The organism is Yersinia enterocolitica (assembly GCA_002082245.2).
In the GTDB taxonomy this organism is placed as follows: Bacteria; Pseudomonadota; Gammaproteobacteria; order Enterobacterales; family Enterobacteriaceae; genus Yersinia; species Yersinia enterocolitica_E.
This window is the reverse complement of record NBTC02000002.1, coordinates 1386983-1401228: the sequence shown is the minus strand read 5'-3', so window position 1 is coordinate 1401228 and position 14246 is coordinate 1386983. Positions and strand designations below refer to the sequence as shown.

Here is a 14246-nt window from a genome sequence, read left to right as displayed (position 1 = left end):
ATAGGGATTTGTCATGAATAAATATAATTCAATTATCTTGATTACCTCGTTGGTTTGCTCTGCCAGTGCCTTTGCCGGTCGAGCTTATGTTGAAACCCGTGAAGCATATAATACGGCCTCTGAGCTGCATGAAGTTATCCTGCGCGGTGGGTATAACTTTGATAATGGTTCCGGCCTGATGTTAACGAATGCTTATAACACAGGGAAAATGGATCAATTCAAACATAGCTATAACGAACTGGAGGGTTGGTATCCATTATTTCGCCCAACAGATAAATTCACTATTTCCCCTGGCGGCTTAGTGAACTCCAATAGCTCAGGTTCGGGTGGTTCCGTCTATATGGATTTTAACTACAAATTCTTACCGGTATTTAATTTGACTGCGCGCTATCGTTATAATCACAATAACTATGAATCAAAAGATCTCAATGGTCATTATGCTCACAATGACAGCCATGAGTTTGCTACTTATTGGAATTTCAAACTGACTGATGCGTTGTCATATACTTTTGAACCTCATTACTTTGTGCGCGTCAATGATTTTCACGGTAAAAATGGCAAAAGTTCTCACTGGGAAATAACCAATAAATTCAGTTATAAAATTGACACTCACTGGATGCCCTATTTTGAATTGCAATGGTTGGATCGTTGGAATGAATACAACAGCGAGCAATATCGTTTCCGCTTAGGGTTACGTTACACCTTCTGATCGATAATGAGATTGTTATCACAAAAAAAGACGGCACATTGATGCGCCGTCTTATTCTATCAATACCCGTCATACTTCAAGCTGCATGTGTGCTGGCTGCGCTCGTTACTCGGTCCATCCTTGGGCCTCGCCTCTGCGAGGCCGCTGCAAGCAGCGTACAAATCTGCTCCCGACCGATTTGTATCTCGCTTGTCGCCTTCCTGCAACTTGAATTATTTAGGGTATATTCTGACAACTGAAAAGGTTAGCGGTCTTTCTTCTTACCAAAAATCCTCAGTAACGCGCCAACGGCACAACCAATAACCACACCCAATATGACCCATTCAGTAAATGACATAATCAGACCTTTTGATTTGTTTGGTCTGATTATATAAATTATTCCTCACTTGTCCATGTCAGGCCACCTCTGTCCTTACAGCTTTGCCAGCATCTCGCGGGTGACTAATACAATGCCACTCTCTGAACGATAGAAACGACGGGCATCTTCATCTGCATTTTCGCCAATCACCATCCCCTCGGGGATAGTACTCGCACGATCGATTACACAACGGTGTAGACGACAAGAGCGGCCCACATTGACGTCGGGTAGCAATACGCAAGAATCAATATTGCAGAAGGAGTTGACCCGCACTCGGGAAAATAGCACTGAGTTGACCACCACTGAACCGGAGATAAAGCAACCGCCGGAAACTAAGGTATTCATGGTCATCCCGTGACTGCCAGAACGATCCTGAACAAATTTCGCCGGTGGTAAGGGCTCGGCATAGGTACGTATTGGCCAATGGGGGTCATACATATCCAGCTCGGGTGTGATAGCTGCTTGATCGAGGTTAGCCTGCCAGTAGGCATCCAATGTTCCTACATCACGCCAATAATCAGGGGCATCGGGTGACGTTGAGACACAAGACAGTGAGAATGGATGCGCCCAGACATGACCTTGTTCAGTAATTTTCGGCAAAATATCTTTGCCAAAATCATGGCTACTGCCTTTATCTGCGTGATCGCTTTCCAGTAAATTGAACAGGAACTCAGCATTAAAGACATAAATTCCCATACTGGCCAGGCTGCGCTCAGGTTTGCCGGGTAACGTTGGCGGATCCTCCGGTTTTTCCCAAAACATTTTTACTTGTAGATCTTCAGACACTTCCATTACACCGAAGGCACTCGCTTCCTCTTTGGGCACTTCAATACAGGCTACGGTGCAGGCAGCGCCGCTTTCCACGTGATCTAACAGCATGCGGGAGTAGTCCATTTTATATATATGGTCCCCGGCGAGGATCACGACATATTCAGAACGATAACGGCGGATAATATCCAGGTTCTGGAAGACGGCATCAGCGGTGCCGGTATACCAGTGCTCTTGTCCTTGGCGCTGTTGTGCAGGTAACAAATCAACAAACTCGTTCATCTCTTCACTGAGAAACGACCAACCATGCTGAATATGTTGCACCAAGGTATGAGATTGATACTGCGTTATCACGCCGATTCGGCGAATACCTGAATTGAGGCAGTTAGAGAGTGCGAAGTCGATAATGCGGTATTTTCCGCCAAAGTGAACTGCGGGTTTCGCGCGAACGGACGTAAGATCTTTAAGGCGTGAGCCACGGCCTCCTGCAAGAATCAGTGCTACGGCTTTGTTTGGAAGTTGTCTGGCCGACATGACTCTGTCGATATCGCCTGTTTTCCGCATGTCAGACTCCTTATGATGTGTATGTATAGCTGCCGGATTACGGGCTATATTCTCCAATCCTAATGTGCCAAATGCTTTTATGCGCTTAATGCTTTTCGGACAATAGCCGGAATGATAAAGCGGATTTGTACCCTCCCTCCTTTCAATATAAATATTGTTAATGACATAATCGGCTAATTATCGTTCTAACACTGAGAAGCGAATCAAGTTTAGCGCCAATTGACATAATTTTTTGCGCTATAGCACTTATTAGCACTCCTACTGCTTATTGCTTTCGCACATTGTGGGGGCGTCGATCGTCGACCATACTCGTTGAGGCAAAAGTATTCGTAGTTTTAATAAGGATATAAAATTATGACAGTAACAGTAGATAGTCTGCGATTATCCGCACTGGTCTTGATGCTAAGTAGCAGCGCGATTAGTGCCGCACCGGTTGCTATCCCGCCTACCGGTTACACATTGGAGCGCGTGGTTATTTTGAGCCGCCATGGTGTCCGCTCGCCGACCAAACAAACACAGTTAATGAATGATGTAACCCCCGACAAGTGGCCGCAATGGCCGGTCGCCGCAGGATACTTAACCCCCCGAGGTGCACAATTAGTAACATTGATGGGCGGATTCTATGGCGATTACTTCCGTAGCAAAGGGTTACTCGCGCCAGGGTGCCCAACTGATACGGCTATCTATGCGCAGGCCGATATTGATCAACGAACGCGTTTAACCGGGCAGGCATTTCTTGATGGAATAGCACCGGGGTGCGGCCTGAAAGTACATTATCAGGCTGATTTGAAAAAAGTGGATCCGCTATTTCACCCGGTCGATGCGGGGGTGTGTAAGTTAGATTCGACACAGACCCATCAGGCTGTTGAGGAGCGACTGGGTGCGCCATTAAGTGAACTGAGCCAGCGCTATGCTAAACCCTTTGCCCAGATGGGCGAGGTATTGAACTTTGCAGCATCGCCTTACTGTAAATCACTACAACAGCAAGGAAAAACCTGTGATTTTGCCCAATTTGCAGCGAATGAAATCACGGTGAATAATACCGGGACAAAAGTCTCGCTCAGTGGACCATTGGCGCTATCATCAACCTTGGGTGAGATCTTCCTGCTACAGAATTCACAAGCGATGCCCGATGTTGCCTGGCATCGGTTAACGGGAGAAGAAAATTGGATCTCGTTATTATCGTTGCATAATGCGCAATTTGATTTAATGGCCAAAACACCTTATATCGCTCGTCATAAGGGCACTCCATTATTGCAACAGATCGAGACCGCACTCGTCCTTCAGCGCGATGCTCAGGGACAAACACTGCCGTTATCACCACAAACCAAAGTTCTTTTCCTTGGTGGGCATGATACGAATATTGCCAATATTGGCGGAATGTTGGGTGCCAATTGGCAACTACCACAGCAACCCGATAATACACCGCCCGGTGGAGGGTTAGTCTTTGAGCTATGGCAGAACCCAGATAATCATCAACGCTATGTCGCGGTGAAAATGTTCTATCAAACCATGGAGCAATTACGAAATGCTGAGAAACTAGATTTGAAAAACAATCCGGCAGGTAGGGTTCCTGTTGCGATTGAAGGTTGTGAAAACAGCGGAGAGGACAAACTTTGTCAGCTTGAGACCTTCCAAAAGAAAGTGGCTCAGGCGATTGAACCGGCTTGTCATATTTAAATAACGCTGATCCGACGGGCGGCCATTAACACCCGCCGGATATATTATTGGGAGTTGATGATAATAAGTGTTGGCTAGGATTCCACTCTCTATTGTTATAGTTGATGGCTATCATAGTTGTGTTGTTAAATGCCATAATTATATAAATAGCAAGGTTATATAAAAATGATGGGGCGACCTTTTAATACAGGTGCCCCAGCATATTAGTGCCACTGCTAATAAATTAGCTTTTCAATTTTTGCCAAGAAAGTCGCATGTCTAAATCTATTCATTATATGCACTCACGACTATTAGCCTAGTCTGACTAAATCGAAAGGCACATAACGTTCACCTGTTTGCTGCAATTCAACCACTCTTTCCCGTTCGGCCTGTACTGGGGCCAGCCCGTCGGCATGGATAGCTTTTGCCACGTCAATCTCACCGGTTTGTGCGACCATTACACGTTTTCCCGGGATAATTTGGTTTCTGTTTCTGTCATAGACCTTAACCATATTAACCTCCAATCGCTATCTGATCAGATTCCATGATTATAAGCTATATAATAAAACTGCTATCTAAAATCACAAACAGAGCAATAATATACCCTATATGGATTGTGCTCGATGAGGCTAATCTATTTACCTCAAGTAAAACCATTGCGGAGTTGGCTTACATAACGTGAGGAATTATATTTATTTTTTATCGAGGATCAAGCTTAACAATGATTTTTTTTGCTAATTTACTCGCGATATAACCGGTGCGGTTTGGCAATGATATTTTTAATCACTAATCCGCCGAGTTGGCGGATTAGTGGAATCTCTGTATGGATTATATTAGTGCTTTCTGCGTCAATGATTCCAGTATCTTTAACGGGGATTGCTCAGGGTGTTTCATGCCGGTAACCGGCAATAGGAAAGTTTGTTCTAACATATATTGCCCACCCATTGCGGCATGGGGGGTTTGATCAGAAAAACAGATCCAACTGCTGCCCGATGGGAAATCAATCGCTTGTTGTGAGCCATTCTTCTGATAATCCAAATCGGACTTCATTTTGTCGTGTAACTGAAGCATCAAATGGTCGTAATGGCTGCGACGGCGTTTAGTGATACCCACTTTATTTTGTAGCCAACTACTGATAGGGGAGTAGTCATCCAGTTGCGGTAAATAACGGCTGGCCAACTGGGTGAAATTTTCGCCAACACGCCATGACCGGGGTTCACCCTGAGGGTTGATATTGGTGAAGATACGGATGATACGTTCACCATAATTGGGGCGTGAAGGGAATGCATCAACATGTAGGCGGCTATCGTCTTTACGCCATGATGTGTTATCACGCCAGGCCGCAACCGGGTGTAAACGTAAACTATTGGTTGGGCTGTGCAGGGCAGATTTATACTCTGGCAATAGTTGATTAATTAAATTTAAGCAACGTTGGTAATAGCGTTCAAGTAACTGACGGGTTAAGGTAATTTTGCTTTCATCAATAACACCCGTTAGCGTGCCTTCCACTGGCTTGAAGCTGATATTTTTACGCTTAGCATCAACCAATGCAGGGTTGAGCAGTTGTTTCTCCTGTTCACTTAGTGCAAAGGCCAGATGAGGTAAAAATAGCACTTTACCTTGTTCTAGAGCCTCAATAGCGCGGGCATTTTCTGTTTCACTCTGATCCCAACTGCTGTTGGGGAGTGTTAGAATCAATGACTCCGGCACCTGGCTTAGGGTTTCACTGCTCATCAACTATCCATTTTTTGATATCTATCTAATGGTAGGAAGCATAACTCTTTATTATAAATAAAGTGAGCCTGGAGGCACATATTTTAGATTTTTGTGCCCCTGATTGGCTGCATTAATGGGGGTAATCGCCGCATAATAGGGGATGATTTTACGATTGAGGTATGAATTTCGGCGTGTTCAGACCAATGGTCAGTGATGGCATCTAATTGCTCCAATGACTGAAGGTATAGACGGCTAATAAAGCAATCGTCACCGGTTACTTTGTCACACTCAACACATTCTGGTGTCTCCTGGATCATCTTTGCAACGCTATGCAGCATTCCCGTCAAGGGCTTGACCCGGACAATGGCTTGCAAGTTATAACCGAAAGCTCGCGGGTCTAAGTCTAGAGTGTAACTGCGGATGATATTACGTTCTTCAAGACGCCGCAGACGTTCGGATGTACTCGGAGAGGAGAGGTCCACTTGTTGTGACAGATCTTTTAGAGATATCCGAGAATTTTCCGCTAAAATAGCAATCAGTTGTTCATCAATTTTATCCATACCTATTAGCCTCTTTTTATTAGGAGCATTAACCTTATTATAGGCAAAATTTTAGCGTATTAACGATATCTGCCTAACAAAACTAATGAGTATGCTGGATAAAAAGGCTACTTTGATATAACGATTAAAGCCCCATACGGGGCATAAGTGTTATGAATACGGGTATTTACTGCCCAATAACTGACGAACTGGCTAACGAGGAGGTGACGTTTGGTTCATTAAACCGTGAGGGCTTTTTTTGTAAATAAGCCAAATCATAGACATCATAAAAATCTATTTCGCCTTTATTATTAATAATATGCTTAAAGCGAAGTTTAAAGTCATCACTGATATTCTTGTTATTTAATATTTCATCAATTGCTTGTGTTGATAACGCACGACTAAAGAACCACTCTCCGTTGTAGCAAACGCGTAAGTCAAGAATGCCAATATCCTCAAACTTAAATACAGGTTTGATTTCCATCATAAGGATGGCTGACATCAGGACAAAGAAAGCGGTAAATGCAATCATGTAGCCTGTGCCAAAGTATGGCGTTAAGTACATCAAAACTAAGACGAAAAAATATGACACTAGCATTGCCAGGCAAAGGTAGGGATGTTTGTAGACAAAATCGCTGTTAAATTTTAACCGGCCATCTCTTTTTTCTTTTTGATTTATTCTTGCGATGTCGTCAATTAATATTTTTTTAATTATGTCCATAATTATGACCTTGTGATTAATGACTCATAAAAATTAAACCATAATGGTTTGTTATAGATTAACATAGAAGATCAAATCTAAAGTATATCAGTTCAATAAATTAGTTAGCTAAACTGTTATAGGCTGATAAGGGATAATAGTGATGTATATTATTTACTCATCCGCAGAAATCAACCCTTGAGTGTCGATTTCTGCGGATGAGTATAAATAATAGCGGTTTTTATCGTTTTGCATTGCTTTAAACGGTCAAAACAATTTTCCCGATATGTGTACTGCCTTCCATCAACTCATGCGCTTTCGATGCTTCTTCCAGTGGGAATGTCTGGCAGATTTGCGGCTTCATATTGCCCTTACCTAGTAAAGGCCAGACTTGCTTTTCCAGTTCTTGGGCGATCAGTGCCTTTTCTGCAACGCTACGAGAGCGCAATGTAGATCCGGTGTGTGTCAGGCGTTTTAGCAACATTAACATCAGGTTAAGATCTTTAGCATTACCATTTTGTGTACCAATTTGAACAATACGCCCATTCATGGCCGCAGCTTCATAATTGCGCCCGACATACTCTCCAGCAATTAAATCAACAATAACATCAGCCCCTTTACCGGCAGTAGCGCGTTTAGTTTCAGTGACAAAATCTTGGGTGTGGTAGTTAATAGCAACATCTGCCCCTAACTTCAGGCACGCTTGACGTTTTTCCTCTGAACCCACAGTGACAATCACTGTCTGTGCGCCAAATGCTTTGCTCAGTAATATTGCGGTGGTCCCAATACCCGAAGATCCGCCGTGAATTAAGACTGTTTCGCCGGCGCTAAAATGGCCTCGTTGGAATAGGTTGGTCCATACGGTAAAGAATGTTTCAGGTAACGCCGCTGCTTCAATATCAGTAAGGGGGGAGGGAATAGGTAAGGCATTGGTTTCATGTATGACACAGTATTGCGCATAACCCCCACCAGCTATCAGCCCACAGACTCTGTCTCCGATCTTAAAACGGCTCACATCAGCTGCAATGGCGACCACTTCGCCGGCAACTTCTAATCCAGGAATATCTGAGGCCCCCGGCGGCGGCGCATACTGACCACGACGTTGCATCACATCAGGGCGGTTAACACCTGCGGCTGAAACTTTAACTAATATTTCGCCCGCAGCAGGCATCGGTGTTGGACGCTGTACGGCCACTAAGACTTCTGGTCCACCAGACTGAGTGATTTCAATTGCGACCATATTCGCCGGGAGGTGCGTTAACGATGTCATAATATTCCTCTTGTCGCCTAAAAGTGGTAAGTCCGATGCTATGCCGGTGACTACGAGACTATCTTAGTCTGGTAATGGAAATAATTCATGACGAGAATGTGCTTAAGTGATGACAAAAATAAGCGTCAGAAAACATCAGTGAAGTAGAAAACAAAAAAAGCGCCCAACAGAGTGGGCGCACAAATTTGCAAAGGAGTCGTGCATGTATGGCTTACTTGCAGGGCTACAATCAAGACTAAGAGATGTTTGGAACGCTTTGATTGTATGAACATTACTTTTCTTACGCTATAGGTATAAATCTGAAATTGTGGACCAGGATAACCCGCGGCGTACGGTGACGAGATAGCCACCGTACGCCGCGCTAAGCTTAAGCCTAACCCTTATAGTGCCAGCAGACCTGATAGTGATAGCTTTCGTCCGTCAGCAAGTGATCAGCGTGAACACTAGGGCTCCATGAGTCGTCACCACCGACCCCCATATGAAAACCATCGATATTCAACCAGGTACCTTGATCGGGTTTTAGTAAGTGCTGGTGGCTGGTTATCATCAGTTGCTGCGTGCTGTAACGGCTGATACCAAAATGGAACCGACCGGTTAATTGCCAGTTTCCGTAACGCAGAGAGTGGGTATTACAGCGTAAGCCATTTTCACTCGGGAAAATGTAGGGTGTGTGCATCTGCTCAAGCGGCTGTGACCACTGACCATATTGTGCTGAAAGCTGCCGGTCAGGATAGTTTTCATGTGGCCCTAACCCTTGCCAGTCAACATATGGAGCGAGATCTGATAGTTGGCAGCACATACCGATTCTGGCCGGAGGGGGAAGTGATGTTGCCACTTCAACCTGAACATCAATGGTCATACGGCCTTGCTGATCAAAACGGTATAACCAATGTGAATGCAATAGCACTTCATTGGCAAACTCATAGCTGTAGTCGGCACAGATTTGTATTGAGTGGGAGAGGCTATCAGCGTGTAATGATAGACAACGTTGTTCCAACTGATACATTCCCGCCTTTTTCCAGCGTTCGACCCAGGCGTTGGGGTCGATACGGGTTGCTTCGCTAATACCAATATCGTTATCCAGTGGCGCACGAACAAATTGATCACGCAGCGGGCTAAGTAACACCGGTAATTCACCCACCCACCATTGTTCCAGCAAGCCAGTCTGACGATTGAACTGCCAACGCTGTTGCTGGTGAGTCACCATAATCGAGTGCGCATCTTGGATGAGCTGAAGCTCGCTTGGCTCGGTACTATTTAGCTCAGTGCTATTTGGCACAGAGCGGCGGGGTATAGATAGCGCCCGAGGTAAACGCCATTGATGCCAGGCGCTGCGATGGTTGCTGGCTGCCCAAGGTGTTTCTGTTCTCAACCTGACGTCAACGTTTAACCATAAATGGCCGGGTTTATCTGTCAGGGGTAATTGCTCTGCCAGCCTGTAGTGCTGCGTAGTCTCAGGAGATAAATCAAGAGAAAAGTCACCTTCCTGTATCAATTCGCCGTCTAATTCAATTCGCCAATAGAGCTGTTCATTATCACTGTGTCTGAACAGATATTCACTGGTGACACTTATCACCAGTGGCGTGGTGCTCAGTAATGAAAATTGGAAAAACTGCTGCGCGCATTGTGCTTCGTACAAGCTGGGATGAGGGCTGCGGTCAGGGAAAACTAACCCGTTCATACAAAATTGGCGGTCATTGGGGCTATCACCAAAATCACCGCCATAAGCCCAGTAAGGTTCACCATTCTCATCATCGCGGATAAGGCTTTGATCTACCCAATCCCAAATAAAACCACCCTGTAACCGAGGATATTGGCGGAATGCCTGCCAGTAACGGGCAAACCCACCGAAGCTATTACCCATTGCATGAGCGTATTCACACAGAATCAATGGGCGAGATTCATCAGGCAAACCAATCCATTTCTTGATTGCCCACTTGGGCACCGCTGGGAAAGGTTGGTCCTCATCCACGCGAGCATACATTGGGCATACAATATCGGTCGCGAGCGTATTTGCGCCGCCGCCTTCGTATTGTACCGGACGTGTCGGGTCATTGGTTTTAATCCAGCGATAGAGGGCATCATGGGTTGCGCCATGGCCAGATTCGTTGCCCAAAGACCAAATAATGATACAGGCGTGATTACGGTCACGCTGAACCATACGCGTAACCCGTTCGCTGAAAGCAGAGAACCACTGAGGATCGTCCGCGAGACGCCCCATCGGTTGCATACCGTGTGTTTCAATATTGGCTTCGTCCACAACATACAGACCATAGCGATCACACAGGCGGTACCACAATGGATGGTTTGGATAGTGTGAGCAGCGCACGGCATTAAAGTTATGCTGTTTCATCAGAATGATGTCTTGCCGCATGCTCTCTTCATCGATGGTCTGACCGGTTTGCGGATGATGTTCATGACGGTTCACCCCCCGAATCAATACCGTTTTACCATTAACCTTAAGCAGACCCTGGTGGATGGTAACTTGTCGAAAACCGACATCATAGGCTTCTGACTCAATCAATTCTTGCTGCTGAGTGAGCAGCGAAATCACGGCGCGATACAGTGTGGGTTGTTCTGCACTCCATAAAGAGGGGGATTCCACCCGCAGCTTAAGATGGGTGCGATCAGTGTATTGCCCGCGTTCATCAATGGCTTGGGTACCTAGCGGTTGCTGCAAACTGCTAATTAACTTATCTGCCAGCCACAATTGTACGCGGACTTGATAAGCCCCAGTTATCTGTGGATCGTTGATGCTGAGTGGAGGAATATTTATCGCTGCCATTACCTCTAAATTGGCAGAGCTGAACTCCGGGGACAAATGTGTGGCGATATGGATATCCCGCAAATGGATCGCTGGTTTGTGAAGCAAACTGACATCACGGAAAATACCGCTCATGCGCCACATATCCTGATCTTCCAGATAACTGCCATCACTCCAACGTAAAACCAGAACGGCGATACGGTTATCACCCGCCTGTAAGTAAGGAGTGAGATCGAACTCAGCAGGCAGGCGACTGTCTTGGGAATAACCCACCCATTTTCCGTTACACCACAGATAAAATGCGGAACTGACACCATCAAAAATAATGCGTGTTTGGCCTGATGAGAGCCAATCTGGCTCTAAAACGAAATTACGCGAATAACAACCGGTCGGGTTCTGTTGTGGTACTCGCGGCGGGTCGACCGGAATAGGGTATTGGACGTTAGTGTAAATCGGGGTGTCGTAACCATGGCGTTGCCAGTTGGCGGGGACTGGCAGTAATCTCGCTCCCGATAAATCGTGCTCAACCCACTCATCTGGTACTCTTTCTGGCTGGTCGAAATAGTTGAATGACCATTGTCCGTTGAGTAAACACCGTTGTGGCGAAGGGGTATCATTTTTTGCGCTGTCGCTATCACGCCAACTGTAAAAGGGAGGATGTGCTTCAAGGCAGTGATACTGCGTCACCTGCGGGTTCTCCCAATCTCTGCGTGACAAAATCTGCGATAGGGGCGGTTGAACCTGCTGTTGAACCTTCTGCTGTGACGTCATGATATCAGCCTCATTTCTGCGATGTGCGTGGATACTTTTTGTGCTGGTAAGTGATCAAAGGGTAAAAATGTTATGCGCTCACAATTGTGTTGGGGTAAAGATGAATTCAACGACAGATAAAGTAAATAGTGGTTGGATAAATAGTCGAGAGTGATCGCATTTATTCGTTTTTAAGGATAGAGCGCTTAAAGCGTGCTGTTGTTTGGCGTATTGTCAGTTCAGTGGCTAACAAGAGAGACTCAGAAGGTAGCTCAATTGAGTGGTGCAGCCTGACAATCAGGCGGGAAACGCTCTCTTCCCCTAATTGCTTGAAGTCCTGCCTGACAGTCGTCAGTGGCGGTTGGAAATAGGCGCTGTCTGCGGTGTCATCGTAACCAATGACCGAGACGTGCTCAGGGACATTGATATTATGCTCATGCAGAGCGCGTAATACACCAAGAGCCATTTGATCGTTAGCGACCAAAATGGCGCTAAAAGGGATGTTGCTGGTAATGAGTTGCAGTGTGGTCTGATAGCCGCTTTTGGCATTCCACTCACCGTGATAGACCGCCTGCGGTATTAACGAGGCATCATTGAGTACCTGTAACCAGCCCTGATAACGTAACTGGGCTGAAATGGCATTTTTGGGTCCACAGATAAGGGCAATCTGCTGATGGCCTAAGCTAATTAGGTGTTCAGCCCCCTGAACTGCCCCGACCTTGGCATCAAACAGAACACTGAAGGCGGTAGATTGTGGATCAACATCCAAGAACAGCACTGGAGTATCAGCACACTGTTGGACAATTTTCTCGCAGCCTTTGGGCTTCAGCGGAATATTCACTAAGATCCCGTCCACCCGTTGAGCTAATAGCTCATTTATGGCTTGCTGGCAGGCTGGGCCAGTTTGATCATCAACCATGGCAATCACTATTGCGTATCCCAACTCGCGGGCTTTGCTTTTTATCGCTGCGGCTATTTGAGAGGGGGCATGCAACGCGAGATCTGCCGTTGCCAGCCCAAGCGTAAGGCTATGTTTCCCCGCTAATTGCTGTGCTACGCGGTTCGGAACATAGTTTAAGTCAGCCATGGCCTGTTCGACCTTGCTGCGGGTTTTTGGCGAGACATGAAGGGCCTGGTTTAAAACACGTGATACGGTTTGATATGACACTCCCGCCTGACGTGCAACATCATCTAAGGTGACAGACTTCGGCCTCATGTGTTTCTCTCAGGGGTAGGTGGCTGCATATTATAGCAAACTCATGAGATAAACTTTCAGTACCCATCGGAAAACATGACGTGAAACAGCCTATTTAATATATTTTGCTCTTTTTATTATCGCCAGCGTTTGGGCAGCAGTAGTTTAGTAACAATAAATTTTATGATTATTCTGCGTAAAAGTGGGCATCAAGAGTATAATTAATAGCTTTTTTGGTTTTATTTTAGCCATGCAAACAAGAATCTGTAGTTTGCCCGCTAAAAAGAGTTGCTATTAAAAGCCGGTCATGAGTTAATGCGTCTCGGCCTGTGGTACAGACCTATTTATGCACGACATCTTGAGTAAAGTGGTTCATATTTAAAGCGTTATCGTTGATAGCTCTTCACTGACGAATTTCCTTCATAGTGCCTCCATAAGTAACGACTGATAACCGGCTATAACACGCCCATGGTGGCAAATTTTTTTAATAAAGGAAATACACATGTCTAACATGATGAAAGGTCAAGTAAAGTGGTTCAACGAGTCTAAAGGCTTCGGTTTCATCACTCCAGCTGATGGCAGCAAAGACGTGTTCGTTCACTTCTCTGCAATCCAAGATCAAGGCTTCAAGACCCTGGCTGAAGGCCAGAATGTACAGTTCTCTATCGAGAACGGTGCTAAAGGTCCGTCTGCAGCAAACGTAACTGCAATCTAATTGGCCTTTGGCTGATTATAAAAAAACCCGCTAAGGCGGGTTTTTTACTTTCTGGCATCCAGTAAGATCCTCTGCTTTATCCCCTCGACTCTGATTAACTCAGCTTCTCTTACTCAGTAAGCCAATACTGTTCTGCCCTCGAATATATTCACCAAAAGCATACCGTTGTTTATACGTAAACCTTATCATTCTCACCTTATTCTGTACTACACTAGCAGCATTGATTTAATTGAAGGTAATATCATGAAAGTGAATGATCGGGTGACAGTAAAAACCGATGGCGGCCCACGGCGTGAGGGGGTTGTGTTAGAGGTTGAGCAGTTTAGTGAGGGTATTATGTATCTGGTTTCGTTGGAAGATTACCCCTCAGGTGTCTGGTTCTTTAACGAGATTGATAGCCATGATGGCACCTTTGTCGAGCCGCTTCACCCGTAACATTGGTGTTCTGTCTGTTGTGCTGCGGGCGACGCAATAAAAAACCGGAGGAAGGTGAGTACACCTTGCCTCCGGTTTTGCTATCTAAATATCGTCACTATAGT

12 protein-coding genes are annotated in these 14246 nt (G+C 45.5%); 4 read left to right on the top strand and 8 right to left on the bottom strand.

Annotation, left to right across the window (positions count from 1 at the left end):
- The first annotated feature begins 13 nt into the window (after positions 1-13).
- A complete protein-coding gene (locus A6J66_007800) occupies positions 14-709 on the top strand; it encodes a porin OmpL (protein PNM24111.1) in 696 nt (231 codons plus the stop codon).
- A gap of 412 nt (positions 710-1121) precedes the next feature.
- Here A6J66_007800 and glgC read toward each other — a convergent pair whose 3' ends face one another.
- On the bottom strand, positions 1122-2399 hold the full coding sequence (glgC, locus tag A6J66_007795) for a glucose-1-phosphate adenylyltransferase (GenBank protein PNM24110.1): 1278 nt from the start codon (positions 2397-2399) through the stop codon (positions 1122-1124).
- A gap of 354 nt (positions 2400-2753) precedes the next feature.
- Here glgC and A6J66_007790 point away from each other — a divergent pair, with 354 nt between their 5' ends.
- Positions 2754-4079 carry an AppA family phytase/histidine-type acid phosphatase gene (locus A6J66_007790; protein PNM24109.1) on the top strand — a complete coding sequence of 442 codons (1326 nt, stop codon included), beginning with the start codon at positions 2754-2756 and terminating at the stop codon, positions 4077-4079.
- 290 nt (positions 4080-4369) lie between these two features.
- Here A6J66_007790 and A6J66_007785 read toward each other — a convergent pair whose 3' ends face one another.
- From A6J66_007785 to lacI, 7 genes are all read right to left on the bottom strand, one after another.
- On the bottom strand, positions 4370-4582 hold the full coding sequence (locus tag A6J66_007785; GenBank protein ID PNM24108.1) for a selenoprotein YdfZ: 213 nt from the start codon (positions 4580-4582) through the stop codon (positions 4370-4372).
- 304 nt (positions 4583-4886) lie between these two features.
- Positions 4887-5792 (bottom strand): hypothetical protein, encoded by a 906-nt coding sequence (locus A6J66_007780; protein ID PNM24107.1) that lies wholly within the window; start codon positions 5790-5792, stop codon positions 4887-4889.
- A gap of 83 nt (positions 5793-5875) precedes the next feature.
- Complete coding sequence (locus A6J66_007775) at positions 5876-6334, bottom strand: Lrp/AsnC family transcriptional regulator (protein ID PNM24106.1); 459 nt, start codon at positions 6332-6334, stop codon at positions 5876-5878.
- 166 nt (positions 6335-6500) lie between these two features.
- A complete protein-coding gene (locus A6J66_007770; protein PNM24105.1) occupies positions 6501-7034 on the bottom strand; it encodes a hypothetical protein in 534 nt (177 codons plus the stop codon).
- Positions 7035-7272: 238 nt separating this feature from the next.
- Positions 7273-8283: a zinc-binding dehydrogenase gene (locus tag A6J66_007765; protein ID PNM24104.1), complete on the bottom strand. Its 1011-nt coding sequence runs from the start codon at positions 8281-8283 to the stop codon at positions 7273-7275.
- Positions 8284-8656: 373 nt separating this feature from the next.
- The gene (lacZ, locus tag A6J66_007760) at positions 8657-11818 is read right to left on the bottom strand and encodes a beta-galactosidase (GenBank protein ID PNM24103.1); all 3162 of its coding nucleotides are present in this window, start codon (positions 11816-11818) and stop codon (positions 8657-8659) included.
- Positions 11819-11978: 160 nt separating this feature from the next.
- Positions 11979-13013: a LacI family DNA-binding transcriptional regulator gene (gene lacI, locus A6J66_007755; protein PNM24102.1), complete on the bottom strand. Its 1035-nt coding sequence runs from the start codon at positions 13011-13013 to the stop codon at positions 11979-11981.
- Positions 13014-13494: 481 nt separating this feature from the next.
- On the opposite strand from lacI, the gene A6J66_007750 reads away from it, so the two are divergent.
- Entirely contained in the window at positions 13495-13707 is a 213-nt protein-coding gene (locus A6J66_007750; GenBank protein PNM24101.1) for a cold-shock protein, read from the top strand.
- A gap of 171 nt (positions 13708-13878) precedes the next feature.
- Complete coding sequence (locus A6J66_007745; GenBank protein ID PNM26928.1) at positions 13879-14142, top strand: DsrB protein; 264 nt, start codon at positions 13879-13881, stop codon at positions 14140-14142.
- The last annotated feature ends 104 nt before the right edge of the window (positions 14143-14246 follow it).